General features: G+C 67.7%; 11 protein-coding genes. 5 read left to right on the forward strand and 6 right to left on the reverse strand.

All coding sequences use genetic code 11. The features are described from left to right. The first annotated feature begins 3 nt into the window (after window positions 1-3). Both KM176_RS13970 and KM176_RS13975 read left to right on the forward strand, forming a co-directional pair. Window positions 4-3,171: an efflux RND transporter permease subunit gene (locus KM176_RS13970; RefSeq protein WP_160893969.1), complete on the forward strand. Its 3,168-nt coding sequence runs from the start codon at window positions 4-6 to the stop codon at window positions 3,169-3,171. A 147-nt stretch (window positions 3,172-3,318) separates the two neighbouring features. Beyond that, window positions 3,319-5,232: a response regulator gene (locus KM176_RS13975; RefSeq protein ID WP_215558788.1), complete on the forward strand. Its 1,914-nt coding sequence runs from the start codon at window positions 3,319-3,321 to the stop codon at window positions 5,230-5,232. A 36-nt stretch (window positions 5,233-5,268) separates the two neighbouring features. Here KM176_RS13975 and KM176_RS13980 read toward each other — a convergent pair whose 3' ends face one another. The 6 genes from KM176_RS13980 to KM176_RS14005 form a co-directional block, all read right to left on the reverse strand. Next, window positions 5,269-5,682, reverse strand: coding sequence for a response regulator (locus KM176_RS13980; RefSeq protein WP_160893964.1), 414 nt, complete (start codon window positions 5,680-5,682; stop codon window positions 5,269-5,271). A 100-nt stretch (window positions 5,683-5,782) separates the two neighbouring features. Beyond that, window positions 5,783-7,531, reverse strand: coding sequence for a SulP family inorganic anion transporter (locus KM176_RS13985; RefSeq protein ID WP_160893962.1), 1,749 nt, complete (start codon window positions 7,529-7,531; stop codon window positions 5,783-5,785). A 96-nt stretch (window positions 7,532-7,627) separates the two neighbouring features. After that, complete coding sequence (locus KM176_RS13990) at window positions 7,628-8,512, reverse strand: MBL fold metallo-hydrolase (RefSeq protein WP_160893960.1); 885 nt, start codon at window positions 8,510-8,512, stop codon at window positions 7,628-7,630. A gap of 28 nt (window positions 8,513-8,540) precedes the next feature. After that, complete coding sequence (locus KM176_RS13995; RefSeq protein ID WP_160893958.1) at window positions 8,541-8,981, reverse strand: DUF6691 family protein; 441 nt, start codon at window positions 8,979-8,981, stop codon at window positions 8,541-8,543. Next, window positions 8,981-9,415 (reverse strand): YeeE/YedE family protein, encoded by a 435-nt coding sequence (locus KM176_RS14000; RefSeq protein WP_160893956.1) that lies wholly within the window; start codon window positions 9,413-9,415, stop codon window positions 8,981-8,983. The genes KM176_RS13995 and KM176_RS14000 overlap by 1 nt, the downstream gene beginning before the upstream one ends. 167 nt (window positions 9,416-9,582) lie before the next feature. After that, window positions 9,583-10,257: a Crp/Fnr family transcriptional regulator gene (locus tag KM176_RS14005; RefSeq protein ID WP_160893954.1), complete on the reverse strand. Its 675-nt coding sequence runs from the start codon at window positions 10,255-10,257 to the stop codon at window positions 9,583-9,585. A gap of 585 nt (window positions 10,258-10,842) precedes the next feature. On the opposite strand from KM176_RS14005, the gene KM176_RS14010 reads away from it, so the two are divergent. From KM176_RS14010 to KM176_RS14020, 3 genes are all read left to right on the forward strand, one after another. After that, on the forward strand, window positions 10,843-12,060 hold the full coding sequence (locus KM176_RS14010) for an NAD-dependent epimerase/dehydratase family protein (RefSeq protein WP_160893952.1): 1,218 nt from the start codon (window positions 10,843-10,845) through the stop codon (window positions 12,058-12,060). Between the two features lie 92 nt (window positions 12,061-12,152). Continuing rightward, on the forward strand, window positions 12,153-13,793 hold the full coding sequence (locus KM176_RS14015; protein ID WP_160893950.1) for a cellulose biosynthesis cyclic di-GMP-binding regulatory protein BcsB: 1,641 nt from the start codon (window positions 12,153-12,155) through the stop codon (window positions 13,791-13,793). A gap of 9 nt (window positions 13,794-13,802) precedes the next feature. Next, window positions 13,803-15,653, forward strand: coding sequence for a glycosyltransferase (locus KM176_RS14020; RefSeq protein WP_236045314.1), 1,851 nt, complete (start codon window positions 13,803-13,805; stop codon window positions 15,651-15,653). Window positions 15,654-15,664 lie beyond the last annotated feature (11 nt).

The raw sequence follows: 15,664 nt of genomic DNA on the forward strand, positions 1-15,664 counted from the left end.
GCCATGGGGCTGCTGCGCTTCTTCACCCGCCACGGCACCGCCGCCAACCTGCTGCTGGTCGCCATCGTGGCCTTCGGTCTCTATGCCGCGACCCAGATCCGCGCGCAGTACTTTCCCGACGTGGTGTCGGAGGCGATCACCATCACGGTGAAATGGGACGATGCCTCGGCGGAGGATGTCGACAAGTCGATCATCGCCGTCGCCACCCCCGACCTGCTGGAGGTCGAAGGGGTCAGCGACCTGTCCGCCATCGCCCGCGACGGCCGCGCCCGCATCACGCTGGAGTTCGAGCCGGGCTGGAACCTTGACCGCGCGATGAACGAGGTCGAGGCGGCGATGCCTGCGGCCTCGGCCCTGCCGGGTGGCGCGGAAACGCCGGTGATCCGGCGCTCGGCCTGGCGGGACGGCGTGCTGACGGTGGTGCTGTCGGGCGATCTGGACCGCCCGCAGATGGAGCGGCTGGGCGAGACGCTGAAGGGCGATCTGCAACGCGCCGGGGTGACCCGGATCAGCCTGCGCGGGCTGACCGCGCCGCGCATCGCGGTGGTCGCGGACCCGGCGGCGCTGGCGGAATACGGGCTGACCCTGTCGGACCTTTCCGACCAGGTCGAGACCGAGGCCACCGAAGCCTCGGGCGGGCAGCTCTCGGACAGCGCCACCCGGCTGCGCGCCGGGCATGACCGCCGCGATGCCGACAGCATCCGTGCCATCCGCATCGAGACCGACCGCGGCCCCGTCGCCCTGAGCGACCTGGCCCGGGTTACGGTGGACAGCGCCGGTTCGGGGCGGGCCTATTTCATGGCGGGCCGCGCCGCCGTGACGATCGCGGTGGATCGTGGCGTCGGCGGCGATGCCCTGAAGATCCAGAAGACCGTGCGGCAGGTCTCGGACCGGTTCCTGGAAAGCGCTCCCCCAGGGCTGAGGATCGACCTGATCGACAACAAGGCCGCCCGGATCTCGGACCGGCTGGCGATCCTGGTCGACAACGGCATCTTCGGGCTGCTGCTGGTGCTGGGGCTGCTCTACCTGTTCCTGTCTCCCTCGGCGGCGCTCTGGGTCGCCGCCGGCATCCCGGTGTCGCTGGCCGCGGGCATCGGGCTGATGTGGCTGACCGGGCAGTCGCTCAACATGATCTCGCTCTTCGCGCTGATCCTGTGCCTTGGGATCATCGTCGACGATGCCATCGTGGTCGCCGAACATGCCGAGTACCGCCACCGCAGCCTTGGCGAACGCCGCCCCCGCGCCGCCGAACGGGCGGCGATCCGGATGCTGGGGCCGGTGCTGGCCTCGACCGTGACGACCGTGGTGGCCTTCCTGTCGCTGCACTGGGTGGGCGGCCATTTCGGCAGCTTCATCGCGACGATCCCGCTGGTGGTGGCCGCCGTGCTGGTGGCCTCTCTGGCGGAATGCTTCCTGGTGCTGCCCCATCACATGGCCCGCGGGCTGGGGCGGCTGGACGATGGCCCGCTCGGCGCGCCGGCCCGCGCCGTCACCCGCGGCTTCGACCGGATGCGCGCCGCGATCTTCGAGCCGGCGCTGCGATGGGTGATCCGGCTGCGTTACGCGGTGCTGCTGCTGGCCGTGGCCGCCACCCTCCAGGCGGTACTGATGATCCAGACCCGCGAGGTGCAGTGGCGCTTCTTCCAGTCCCCGCGCAGCGACACGATCACCGCCAATATCGCCATGCTGGACGGCGCCACCCGCGACGACACCCTGGCCATGCTGAAGGAGGTGGACCGCGCTACCCGGGCCGTGCGCAGCCGTTTCACCGCCGACTACGGCGCCGATCCCGTGCAATACGAGATCAGCCAGATCGGCGGCACCGCCGGTCGCGGCCTGGCGATCGAAGACGACAAGGACACCGACCTGCTGGCCGCCATCAGCATCGGGCTGATCCCTCCGGACCAGCGGCCTTACGGCAGCGATGCCTTCGTGCAGGCGCTGGAGGCCGAGCTGCGCAAGCCCGACACGCTGGAAACCTTCTCGTTCCGGGCCGGGCGCTACGGACCGGCCAGCGACGGGCTGAGCGTGATCTTCGCCGGCGACGACCTGGAGAAGCTGAAGGCGGCCTCCCTGGCCCTCCAGGAGCAGCTGGCCGGGATCCCCGAGGTCAGCGGCGTCCAGGACGACATGAGCCGCGGCACCATCGACCATGCGCTGAGCCTGAACGCCTATGGCCGGGCACTGGGGTTTCAGGTGGGCGCGCTGGCCACCGAATTGTCGGCCCGGCTCTCGGGGCTGACGGCGCTGACCTACCTTGATGGCAGCCGCGAGGCCGAGATCGACGTCGAGCTGCCAGAGGGCGCGATCAGCGCCGGCTATCTTGACGAGATCCGCCTGCAGTCGCAGGTCACCGGCGAATGGGTGCGCCTGGGCGAAATCGTCGATGTCGCGCCCCGCCCCGCCCTGGGCAGCCTGCGCCGCGAGAACGGCCGCAACCTGCTGCATGTGACCGGCGACCTGGACGACAGCGACGCCGCCCGGGCCGAGGCGGTGCGCGACCGGCTGAACAGCGGGATCCTGCCCGGCATCGCGCAGACCTATGGCGTGGACTACGCCCTGGGCGGCCAGGCCGAACAGGAGCGCGCCTTCCTGAGCGACGCCATGAAGGGCTACCTGATCTGCCTGATCGGCATCTACATGACGCTGGCCCTGGTGCTGGGCCGCTGGGGCCAGCCGCTGGTGATCCTGGCCGTTGTGCCCTTCGGCCTGATCGGCGTGGTCTGGGGCCATGCGCTGTGGAACATGCCACTGTCGATCTTCTCGGTCGTCGGCATGATCGGCATGAGCGGCATCATCGTGAACGATTCCATCGTGCTGGTCTCGGCCATCGACGAGAAGCTGCCCAGCCGCGCCACCATCCCGGCGGTGATCGAGGCCACCTCGCAGCGACTGCGCCCGGTGCTGCTGACCACCCTGACCACGGTGCTGGGCCTGGCACCGCTGCTGACCGAACGCTCCAGCCAGGCGGAATTCCTCAAGCCCATGGTGGTGACGCTGTGCTACGGGCTGGGGCTGGGCTTCGTGCTGGTGCTGCTGGTGGTCCCCTCGGTCGTGGTGATCAAGCACGACCTGTCGCTGGCGTTGCGCAGCACCCGCCGTCTGCCCGGCCTGCTGGCCCGGCTACAGGCCCGTCGCCGCAGGGCCGCCTCCAAACCGTACGAAATGTGATAAAAAAATCAGCTGCTTCGCAAAGCTTTGCCGAGCCCCCTACGGAAGCCATTAAATGATTTGCAACGCCGATTTCCAAAGATAGCCTCTCAGTAGAGGGGTCCGACCGGTTCGCAACCGGATAGAGAGACAGGCATACGATCATACATGCGCAAGCAGTTCTCGGCGTCGCCCGGAGGGTACAGGGACACCATCGCACAGGTCCTGAACAGCCGTTTCATGCAGCCCCTGCTGATCGCAGCGGCGGTGCTGTGCATTCTGACGATCCCGGCGCTGAACTTCCTTGTCAGCAACCGCTTCTCGGAGGCGCAGATCGCCGCCAACCAGCTGCCCACCGCCCTGCAGCAGCTGGAACGCAACATCGGCTACTCGGGCTTCATCCACAATTTCAAGAATGCCATCCTGCGCCCGGCGGAGCCGCGCTACTACGACCTCGCGATCGAGGATTACGAATCCGCGATGGTCGAGCTGCGCACCATCGACAGGCTGGTCGAGGCGCTGGACCGGCCGCTGGACATCTCGGCACTGGAAAACACGCTGGAACAGTACCGCAGGAATATCGACGTGGCCCGCACTGCCGCCGCCGGCGGCGCCAGCATCCCCGAGGTCGACGCCCTGGTGCGGGTGGATGATGCGCCGGCACGCCGGGACCTGGATGCGATCCACGACCAGGCCCAGGCGGCACTGGACGACTGGCTGCGCCGGGACCGGCTGATCGCGCGGCTGCAGATCCTGGGGCTGACGCTGCTGCTGCTGACCATTGCCGCGGTGGTGATCCTGATCCTGATCGGCACCGGCAAGGCCCGTCGCGACCGTCTGCGCGAGGCCGGAGAGCTGAAGGACCGCATCAATGCCCTCAGCCAGCTGACCGCCGGGATCGCCCATGACGTCAACAACCTGCTGGCCACGATCTACTACGCCGTAGAGCTGGCGCTGGACGACAAGATCCCCGACACCTCCGCACGCTTCCTGGAAAGCGGGCGGCGGGCGATCCTGCGCGGCCAGGCGCTGACCGGTCGGCTGCTGGCCTTTGCCCGGCCCCAGCCCGGCCAGGCCCGGAGCCTGTCGGTGCAGGCGCTCTTCTCTGCCGCGGAGGCCCGCCTGGCCCCCGACCTGGCCAGCGGGGTCACCCTGCACCTGGCCGAGGACCCCGCCGGTCTGACCCTGTTCTGCGACCAGACCCAGATGGAGGAGGCGCTGTTCAGCCTGTTGCAGAACGCCAACGAGGCGATCCAGCGCAGCGGCAAGGGGGGCCGGATCACCCTGACCGCCCGCAAGAGCCCCGGGTTGCAGGCCTTCATGCGTACCGATCGCGACACCACGCGCCCGGCGCTTGGCATGGCGATGACACCTTCGGCGGCGAAATCCCCGGTGAAGGGCCTGGTGGAGCTGATCGTGGAGGACGACGGCCCCGGCATGTCCGCGAACATCCGGCGCCGCGCCTTCGAACCCTTCTACACCTCCAAGGCCGACCACGCGGGCTCTGGCCTGGGACTGGCGATCACCTACGGCTATGTCCAGAGCACCGGCGGCGACATGAAGATCACCTCGCGCCCCGGGGCCGGGACGGCCGTCCACATGCTGCTGCCCCAGGGCGGCAAGATCCGCCCCGCCGAGGACACCCCGCCCGAAGAGGCCTTCCCCCCCGAGGACAGCAGCCCGTCCCACAAGGGCAACCGCGTCCTGCTGGTCGAGGACGAGGCGACGCTGCGCGACCTGATGCGGATTTCGCTGGAGAACAGCGGCTACCTGGTGCGGGTCGCCGATGATGGGGCCAGCGCCCTCAGCCAGCTGCGCGCCGGAGTGGAGTTCGACCTGCTGGTGACCGATATCGTGATGCCCGGCCCCATCGACGGCTTCCGCCTGGCCGAGCATGTCGCCCGGATGCGGCCCGGCGTGCCGATCCTCTACCAGACCGGTAACACCGGCCCGGATCTGGCCGCGCGGATGGTGGTGCAGGCGCCGATCCTGCTCAAGCCCTGCTCTCCGGAGGACCTGGAGACCGCGATCCGCACGGCGCTGGACCTGGCGGCGCAGCGCAGGGCCGACGCGCAGGACTGAGCCGCGCCTCAGCGCCGGGCCCGACAGCCCGGCGCGTCAGCCCTTCAGCAGGTCATCGATGGCGGCATGGAGCTTTTGCGGCGGCACCGGCTTTTCCAGCCGGATATTGGCGCCGGTGGTCTCTGCAATTTTCAGGAAATGCCCCTCCGAGGGGCCGCCCAGCACACCGGACATGGCGATGATCGGCACGCTGCGCTCGGTCGCGACGGGGCCGGTGCGCGTGCCGTTGCGCAGGAAACCGATCAGCCGCAGCCCGCCACTGCCCACCTGCACCCCCTTCTGCTGCACGAAGAGATCGGTGATCACCAGATCGTAGGCGGTGGCGTCGGCCTTCGCGATGGCCTCATCCGCCGAAGCGGCGATATCGACCTGATGGCCGCGCTTCTCGATGATCAGCGACAGCATGACGGCCTGGTCGACCTCGTCTTCCATGAGCAGGATGCGTGCCATCGGACCTCCGCAGGCTGGGGCGCTCCCATGACATAATCCGGACCGCCCCGCCTTCAACATCTTGATGAATTGAAAAGGTAAACTTGCGGTGCACCCCGGATCACTCTGCCGCAGCGCGGCGTTGCCGGCACTCTGGCGCGGCCAGCGCCGTCCAGGCGTCATATTGCGACAGGAAGACCTTGCCGTTCATCTGGTCGAGGAAATGCGTGCTCTTCAGACGGTCCATCACCGGCCCCTTCACCTCCGAGAGGTGCAGCCCGATGCCGGCGGTGCGCAGCCTCCGGCTGATCGCCTCCAGGCTTTCCAGCGCCGAATAGTCGATGGAGTTCACCGCCGAGCACATCAGAACCACGTTCTTCACCCGGCTTCCCCGGGCCAGCCGGTCGGCGATCTGGTCTTCCAGGAAATGGGCATTGACGAAATAGAGGCTTTCGTCGACGCGCAGCGACAGCAGCGCCGGGTCGGTCAGCACGTCGTGGCGGTTGATGTTGCGGAAATGCTGGCTGCCCGGCACCAGCCCCACCTCGGCGACATGCGGCTTGGTGGTCTTGTAGAGATGCAGCAGGATCGAGATGCCGACCCCGGTGGACACGCCCGCCTCGACCCCCAGGCCCAGCGTCACCAGGATGGTCGCGGCAACGGCCCAGAAATCGGCCTTGGAATAGGCCCAGGTCTTTTTCAGGATGCTGAAATCGACCAGCCCCAGCACGGCCACGATGATGGTGGCGGCCAGCGTCGCCTTGGGCAGGTAATGCACCAGCGGCGTCAGCAGGGCGGCGGCAATGGCCAGGCCAACGGCGGTGAAGGCCCCGGCAGCGGGGGTGCGCGCCCCGGCATCGTAGTTCACCACCGAGCGGGCAAAGCCCCCGGTCACCGGATAGCCACCGGTGAAGGCCGCGCCGATATTGGCCGCGCCAAGGGCGATCAGCTCCTGGTCCGGGTCGATGCGCTGGTTCTCCTTCGCCGCGAAGGTCTGCGCGACCGAGATGGACTCCACGAAACCGATGATCGAGATCAGCAGCGCCGGCACGAACAGCGTGCCCAGCAGCGCCGGCGACAGGTCCGGCAGGGTCAGCGGCGGCAGCGCCTGGGGCACGTCGCCGACGATGGCAACGCCATGGGCACCAAGGTCGAAGGCCCAGACCGCCAGCGTCGAGGCGATGATCGCCAGCACCGGGCCGGTCTTGGCCAGCATCCCCGCCAGCCCGGGCTTCAGCCCCAGCCGGACCAGCGCCCCCTTCATCCCCTTGCGGACCCAGAACAGGAAAGCCGTGGCCAGCACGCCGATCACCAGCGTCACCACATGGGTCTGGCCGATATGGGCAAAGATGCTCTCGATCACCTCGGGCATGGTGTCGCCCGAGGCCTGCACCCCCAGGATCGACTTCAGCTGGCTGACCGCGATCAGCAGCCCCGAGGCGGTGATGAAACCGGCGATCACCGGATGCGACAGGAAATTGGCGATAAAGCCCAGCCGGAACAGCCCGGTGAAGACCAGGATCGCGCCCGAGAGCAGCGCCAGCGTCAGCGCGGCAGTGGCATAGCCCATGGAGCCCTGCTGGGCCACCTGCCCCACCGCCGTCGCCGTCATCAGCGACACGACCGCCACCGGCCCCACCGCCAGCGCCCCCGAGGTGCCGAACAGCGTGTAAAGCAGGATCGGCACGATCGAGGCGTAGATCCCGGCCTCGGGTGGCAGACCGGCCAGCAGCGCATAGGCCAGCGACTGCGGGATCAGCATGATCGTCACGATCAGCGCCGCCATCAGGTCGTTGGACAGCGTGGGCCGGTCATAGGCACGGCCCCATTTCAGGATGGGCAGGTAGCGGGAGAGGACGCGGGCGGCCATCGGAAGATCCTTTCAGGGCGAGAGGCAGCACCTCCCGCGGGCGGGGCACGTGGTCCGCAGGGGTGGGCCACGGGACGTTTCTCTGGATCGAACGGCTCAGAGCCCGTTCAGCGGCACCTTGAGGAAGCGCTTGCCGTCTTCATCCGCCGGCGGCAGCTCTCCGCCGCGCATGTTGATCTGCAGCGAGGGGATGATCAGCTTGGGCATCGCCAGGGTGGCGTCCCGCTCGGTGCGGAACTTGACGAAGTCTTCCTTGGTCTTGCCTTCGCCGACATGGATGTTGTGGGCCTTTTCCTCGGCCACGGTGGTTTCCCAGCGGATGTCGCGGCCGTTGGGGCCGTAGTCGTGGCACATGAAAAGACGGGTCTCTCCGGGCAGCGCCAGCACCTTCTGGATCGAGTCGTACAGCGTCGCCGCATCGCCGCCGGGGAAATCGGCGCGGGCCGATCCGCCATCGGGCATGAACAGCGTGTCGCCGACGAAGGCCGCGTCTCCGATCACGTGCACCATGCAGGCGGGCGTGTGGCCGGGGGTGTGGATCACCCGGGCGGTCATGGTGCCGATGGTGTAGGTATCGCCATCCTCGAACAGCCGGTCGAACTGGCTGCCGTCACGCTGGAACTCCGTCCCCTCGTTGAAGACCTTGCCGAAGGTGTCCTGCACCACGGTGATCTTGGATCCGATACCCAGCTTGCCGCCCAGCTTCTTCTGGATGTAGGGCGCCGCCGAAAGGTGATCGGCATGGACATGGGTCTCGATCAGCCATTCCAGGGTCAGGCCGTGTTCCTCGACGAAGGCGATCATCGTGTCGGCATGGTCATAGGTGATCCGCCCGGCGGCATAGTCGATGTCCATGACGGAATCGATGATCGCGCAGGCCTGCGAAGCCGGGTCCTTCACCACATAGGAGATCGTGTTGGTGGCCGCATCGAAGAAGCCGGTGACATCCGGATGGACGGGGGCGTTTGAATGCTCGGTCATGGCAGGGACTCCGGTCGGTAAGGTGGGTTCAGGAAGCGTGCGCTGCCTGGCGTTGGGACTGGACCATCTTCACCCCCCGCGCAATGAGCAACCCGGCAATCAGCGCGCCGACGAAGAGGAAGACCTGGGGGATGCCCGTTCCGAGGGCCGGCAGGGCGCCGCCCGGGCAGAAGCCCGCGATGCCCCAGCCAATGCCGAAGGTCAGCGACCCCAGCACCAGGCGGGTGTCGATCAGGGTGGTGCCCGGCAGCTGGAAGCCGGTTTCGAACAGCGGGCGCTGGCGGCGGAAGACCAGCCGGTAGCCGGGGATCGCCACCAGCAGCGCGCCGCCCATGACGAAGGCCAGACTGGGGTCCCATGTGCCGGCGATATCGAAGAAGTTCAGTACCTTGGCCGGGTTGATCATCCCCGAGATCGCAATGCCGGTCCCGAAGACCAGCCCGATGAGAAGAGCGGTAAGGTAGCGCATCAGAAGCCTCCCAGCACGTGGCGGGTGATGAAGACAGAGAGGAAGGCGCCGGCCATGAAGACCAGCGTGGCGATCATCGAGCGGCGCGAGAAGCGGGCATTGCCGCAGACCCCGTGCCCCGAGGTGCAGCCGCCGCCGTAGGACACGCCGATGCCCACCAGCACCCCGCCCAGCACGATGGCAAGGTTGCCGATCGGGATCTGCACGACCGGGCCCTTGCCGGTCAGCAGCAGCAGCGCCAGGGGTGCGGCCATCATGCCGATCAGCAGGCTGGCGCGGATGCCCCAGTCCTGGGTGATCCGCGTGCTCAGCAGGCCCGAGAGGATGCCGGTGGCACCGAAGATGCGCCCGTGCACGGCCATCAGCAGGACCGCGGCCGTGCCGATCAGCAGGCCGCCTCCCAACGAGGCCAGGGGGGTGAATGCGGTTTCCATGTCCTGTCCTTCCATCCGCCGGGGCGCGGGGCCCCGGCCCGGTGTGTTTCATGAAACGCTGTGTCGCACGTCACCTGCCATTGTGACGGTGACTAGATCACCGAACCAAGAAAAAGATGCAGAAAATCGAATGCCGGCCCGAAATCCGCCCGCGCCCCGAAATCCGGTCAGCCTGCCGAGCGCGCCATGCGTTCGAGCCCGGCGCGCCCGGTGATCTTCACGGCGCCGCGGGATTGCTCGACCCAGCCGCGGCGCTGGAAATCCGCCAGCGTGCGCGAGATCACCTCGCGCGCGGTGCCCAGTTCGTTGGCCAGCACCTGATGGGTGGCATGAACCGTGTCGTCGGTCCCGGCCAGCTCCAGCAGGCGGGCGGCCAGCCGCACGTCAAGGCGCTGGAACACGATGTCATCGATCAGCGTCAGCAGATCGGTGATCCGGCGCGAGAAGGCACGGAACACCATTTGCCGGAACAGCGGAGAGCGCGCCACAAGGCTGTCGAAGGTCACGCGCGAGATCGCCAGCGCCTCGACGTCGGTCTCGGCGACGCCATCGGCAGAGTAATCCTCGTAGGCCAACATGCAGGCGGTGGTCATCACGCAGCTGTCGCCGGCATGAACCCGGTAGAGCGAGACCTCGCGCCCGGTTTCCGACTTCTGCTGCACCCGCACGGTGCCCTGCACCAGCATCAGCAGGTTGTCACCGCTGTCGCCGGGCTGAAAGATCTGCTCTCCGGCGGCATAATGCACCAGGCGACTGCCCTTCACGAGTTCCTCGCGCAGGTCCTCGGGCAGATCCGCGAGGCCGTCGAAACGCGCCAGCCAATCCTGTTTGAGAAAGGTCATCGGGGTCTCCGGTCGAACTGGCCCGAGTATAGGCCAGCCCCGGCAGAGGGAAAAGCCGCAGCGTGTCGCGCCCCCTGCCGTCCCCTGCCAGGAGCGGGCGGCGCTCCAATTACCATTAGTCGGATATCATTTTAAATAGATGCATCCCCACGGAATTAATGGAACCCTCATCCATTAGCGCTAACGCGGGTTTTTCCGACCCGCCCCATTAACGATACGATACGGTTTTCAACTGGACAGTCGCCGGGATCTCGACAAAGTGGCGGCACGGGTGGCCGCCAGCGGCGCCACCACGACGGAAATCGGTCACTGACGGACTGATTCGCCCCTTGTTTGTCCGGGTGTGTAGGACCAACAGAGCCAATAAAACTTGGCATCTGAGCGCGATTTCTATATCCGCCGACAATCCCCGGAACCGTCCCGTTTCTACCCGATCGCGCGATTCGCCTACCCCTTCGGATAGGACATCTTTCCAAAGAACACCCCGCTCTGCCCGAAGTAATATTGCTGGGCGGATGCCATTTACCTTAATCAATGGAACCCGGGACTATTCAAAACACGCCTATAATCCGCAAAGGAAACAAAATGGCTCGCATTCTTGTTCTGGGCGGCGACGGCTTCTGCGGCTGGCCCACTTCCCTTCACCTGTCCGCGCTCGGCCACGATGTCGCTATTCTGGACAATCTTTCCCGCCGCCGCATCGACGCGCAGCTGGGATCCGACAGCCTGACCCCGATCGCGTCCATCGAGACCCGGATCGCTGCCTGGTCCGACCTGACCGGCCGGGACATTGCCTTTTACAACACCGATGCCGCAGATTTCGCGGCCCTGCGCCAGACCCTTGCCACGGTCCGGCCCGATACCATCATCCATTTCGCCGAACAGCGCGCCGCCCCCTATTCGATGAAGGGCGCCGAAGAGAAGGTCTACACGGTCAACAACAACATCGGCACCACGCACAACCTGCTGGCCGCCGTGACCGAACTGGGCCTGCACACCCATATCGTCCACCTGGGCACCATGGGCGTCTACGGCTACGACGGCGACGGGCTGGAGATCCCCGAAGGCTACCTGAACGTCTACGTGCCCGGCGACAACAAGCAGATCTTCCAGCGCGAGATCCTCTATCCGACCAACCCCGGCTCGGTCTACCACATGACCAAGTCGATGGATCAGCTTCTGTTCCAGTTCTACGCCAAGAATGACCGGCTGCGGATCACCGACCTGCACCAGGGCATCGTCTGGGGCACCCAGACCGAGGAAACCCGGATGGACGAGCGGCTGATCAACCGCTTCGACTATGACGGCGACTACGGCACCGTGCTGAACCGCTTCCTGATGCAGGCCGCCATCGGCCACCCGCTGACGGTGCACGGCTTCGGCGGCCAGACCCGCGCCTTCATCAACATCCAGGACACCGTGCGCTGCGTGGCGCTGGCCGTGGCCAACCCGCCCGAGGAAGGCGACCGGGTGAAGATCATCAACCAGATGACCGAAACCCACCGCGTCCGCGACCTGGCCCGGCTGGTCAGCGCCGTCACCGGCGCCCGGGTCGCGATGGTCGAGAACCCGCGCAACGAAGCCCCCGAGAACGAGCTTCGCGTGTCCAACAAGACCTTCCTGTCGCTCGGCCTCGATCCGATCACGCTGAAGAACGGCCTGCTGGACGAAACGCTGGAAATCTCGCGCAAATACGCCCACCGCTGCCGCAAGGACATGATCCCCTGCGTCTCGACCTGGACCCAGAGCCAGCACCCCGGCGTCGTCTCGAACGAGGTCCCGCTGTTCGCCGTGGGAAAGTAACCCCCGATCAAAGCTAGACGAACCGCCTGACCGCCCGTGCCCTTCGGGGCGCGGGTGCTTCGGTGCGGCCCAAGACATTTAGGTACGAATTCATGCGACTGTTTGGCCTGGCCCTTCTGGCCTTCCTGCTGGCCGGCGCGGCCGTGGCGCTGTCCTACCTGCGCGCCGACGACATCCTGGTGAAGGCCCGCGACCTGGTGAGCAACCCGCCGCTGCGCTTCGAACAGGTGACGCCGGTGCAGTCGCACCCCAAGGACCAGACCACCCTGACCCTGCGCGCCGACCCCGAGGCGCCGATGATCCTGTCGGGCGTGCCCGCCTACCAGGGGGCGGCCTTCGTGCTGCCCTTCGATGCCCGCCCCACCGGCGGCACGCTGGTGATCGACACCACATCCCAGACCCTGCCCGGGATCGAGGCGGTATTGCGCGTCACCCTCAACGGCACCCGCCGCGCCGAGCTGCTGCTGGGCGCCGGCCACCTGACCCGCCGGATCGAGATCCCGCTGACCGCCGAGGAGCTTTCGGGCGGCGTGCTGCCGGTCTCCTTCAGCCTGCAGGGCCATGGCACCAACGCCCCCTGCTCCGAGGACGGCATTGGCGCCGTGGTCGAGATCGAGCCCTCCAGCGCGCTGCACCTGGAACTGGACAAGCCGGTCTCAAGCCTGCGCGACCGGGTCATCGCCTGGGGCGATACGGTGCGCATCGGCTGGCCCGAGACGCTGGACCGGGACACCCGCCAGCAGCGTCTGGCCCTGGGCGCCGCGCTGATCCGCCAGCACTATGCCCTGGCCTTCCGGACCGCCCCCGGGGCCGACGCCCTGACCACCGAAGACCTGGCCGCGCTGCAGGCGCTCCGCCCGCTGCCCACCGCCCTGCGCACCCGCAGCGAGGCCGAGGTCCTCAGCTATAACTGGCCCGTCGACCTCTCGACCCTGGGCGGCAATGGCGGCACCCGGCATTTCTACCGCGACACCACTTGGCGCGCGCGCTTCGATCCCGGCCAGCTGCCCGAGGGCGAGGTGCCCCGGACCCTGCATCTGAAGATGGCGCTCGGCCCGCTGCCGCGCGATACCGACTGGACCGTCTCGGTCACCGCGAACGGCAACCTGGTCAGCGCGGCCAAGCTGCCCGGCGACATCGGGACCTACACCCCCGAAATCGCCCTGCCCGCCCTGCCCGCCAACCAGCCCGCCACGATCGAGATCACCGCGACCTCGGATTACGACATCACCGGGATCTGCAACAACGGCCCGCAGCTGCTGGCCGAGCTTCAGCCCGGCACCACCGTCACCGGCGGGCCCAGCCCTCTGGCCGATCCGCTGGGCGCGCTGCGCCGCCGCATCGCTCGGGACGGGCATCTGGGCGTGACGCTCGGCACCGAACTGACCGGCCCCGAGGCCGCCCGGATCGCGCCGCTGATCGCCACCCTGGCCCCCGCCGGCACCGCCATCACCGCCGGAGACGACAGCGCCCACCCCCTTGCCGTCGCCGTGTCCGGCGCCCTGGTGGCGGATGCCGCGGCGCTGACCCGGCCCGGCTGGGACCACTGGGTGATCTGGTCAGATCCCGACACCCAGCTGCCGCGCGCCCTGCCGCTGGCACAGGCCGAAAGCCGCTACGGCGGGCTGATCTGGCCGGCGGCGGTGCTGCTGTCGCTGCCGGTGCCGCCCCGCCCCGCCACCGTGCCGCAGGATCCCGCCGCACCGCAGCCCGCCGCCGTGCCGATCCGCTGAGGTGACGCCATGGCAATGACCGAGACCGACAAGCGCAGCGAGATCATCTTCGACTCCGTCGACAGCAACCCGCGCCGCTTTGCCGTCGCGGTGCCGCAATGGAAGGCGCCCGCCACCCTGGTCAGCTTCGTTCTGATCGCCTGGGGCCTGCTGTGGCTGCGCGGCCTGCCCGGGATGGACCGGGTCTTCACCGGCCATGACTTCCTGCTGACCGACTATGCGGGCAGCCATTCCATCGCGGTGCGGATCTTCGTCCTGGCCTTCTTCCTGGCCTTCTCGCTCTTTGCCACGGCCTCTTTTCTGGGACGGCTGATGTTCCTCGTCGACCTGCTGGTCACCTATGCGCTGCTCTGTGCGGTCCTCGATCTGGCCAATGGCGTGATCGCCACCTTCGGAGGCATCCGCTACCCGATGGCCCTGACCGAGATCGCCAGCGGCATCTTCGGCTTCGCCCTCTTCGCCTTCAAGCTGCTGGAACGCGGCCAGATGCCCTCGCGCATCCAGATGGTCTACCGGCCCGGGCGCACCGGGCCGGCGCTGGTCCGGCTGATTGTCACCCTGGCCCTGGCTGCCGCCGGCGCCTGCTGGGTCGCCGCGCTGGATCTGCCGCTGGTGCACTGGCTGCGCGCGGTGTCGCTGCTGGGGGGGATCGGGCCCGGGGTCTTCCTGTTCCTGCCGCTGTTCTTCGTGCAGATCTACCTGCTGGGCCGCTGGGACGACTGGCGCGTGCAGCGCCGCCGCATCCGCGATCCCTTCACCCCGCCGCTCAGCATCATCGTGCCCGCCTACAACGAGGAATACATCATCGCCCGCACCATCGAGGCGATCGATGTCGCCGCCTCGAACTATGCCGGGCCGGTGCATGTGCTGATCCTCGACAACAACTCCTCGGACCGGACCGGCCAGATCGCCCGCGACGCGCTGGCCGCCTGCCGTGCCGCCACCGGCGAGGTGCTGCACATCCCCACCCCCGGCAAATCCCACGCGCTGAACGCGGGCCTTGCCGCCGTGCAGACCGAGTTCCTGATCCGCGTCGATGCCGATACCCAGCTGGGCCGCGACAACCTGGCCCGGGCGATGCAGTATTTCCGCGATCCCGGCGTGGGCTGCGTCGGCGGGATGCCGATGCCCCCCGGCGGCGGCCCCTTCGACAGCGCCCGCCTGCTGGAGGTCATGGTCAAGCACGGCTTCTATTCGGTGGGCTTCACCGCCATCAACTGCGTGGTCGGCATCCCGGGCATGTTCGTGTGCTACCGCACCGCCCACCCGCGCGAGCTGGGCGGCTTCGTCGAGGGCATGAACGGAGAGGATACCGACATTTCCCTGCGCATCGGAGAGATGGGCTATCTCTCGGTGGTCGATCCCAACATCCGCTACATTTCCGAGGTGCCGACCACCTACCGCCACATGCGCGAGCAGCGCATCCGCTGGTTCCGCTCAGTCTACCACATCAGCGCACGCTGCCGGGACCTGATCTATTCGCCCTGGCCGACGCTGCGCGGCAAGCTGCTGCTGCCCTTCATGCTGGTGAACTCGGGACGCCGCACCATGCTGCTGCCGCTGTTCCTGTTCGGCCTGATCGAGCATTTCGGCCAGTTCAACCCGGTTCGCCCGGTGCTGTGGTCGGCAATCCTCGCGCTGCTGATCGGGGCGCCGGCGCTGATGGCGATCTTCGCCGCCTGCGCCAATGGCCGCCCCGGCGCGATCCGCGCCATGGGGCCCTACCTGCTGTTCCGCTTCCTGAGGGCCTATTTCACGCTGGAATCCATGCTCTCGATCCGGATCACGCCGCGCCGAGAGGATCTGGCCCGCGCCTACCTGAAGAACATCGTGCCGCGCAAGCCGCTGCGGGTGGCCTGAAACGCGGAACC

The sequence above is a fragment of the Pseudooceanicola endophyticus genome (assembly GCF_018760365.1).
GTDB lineage: Bacteria > Pseudomonadota > Alphaproteobacteria > Rhodobacterales > Rhodobacteraceae > Pseudooceanicola > Pseudooceanicola endophyticus.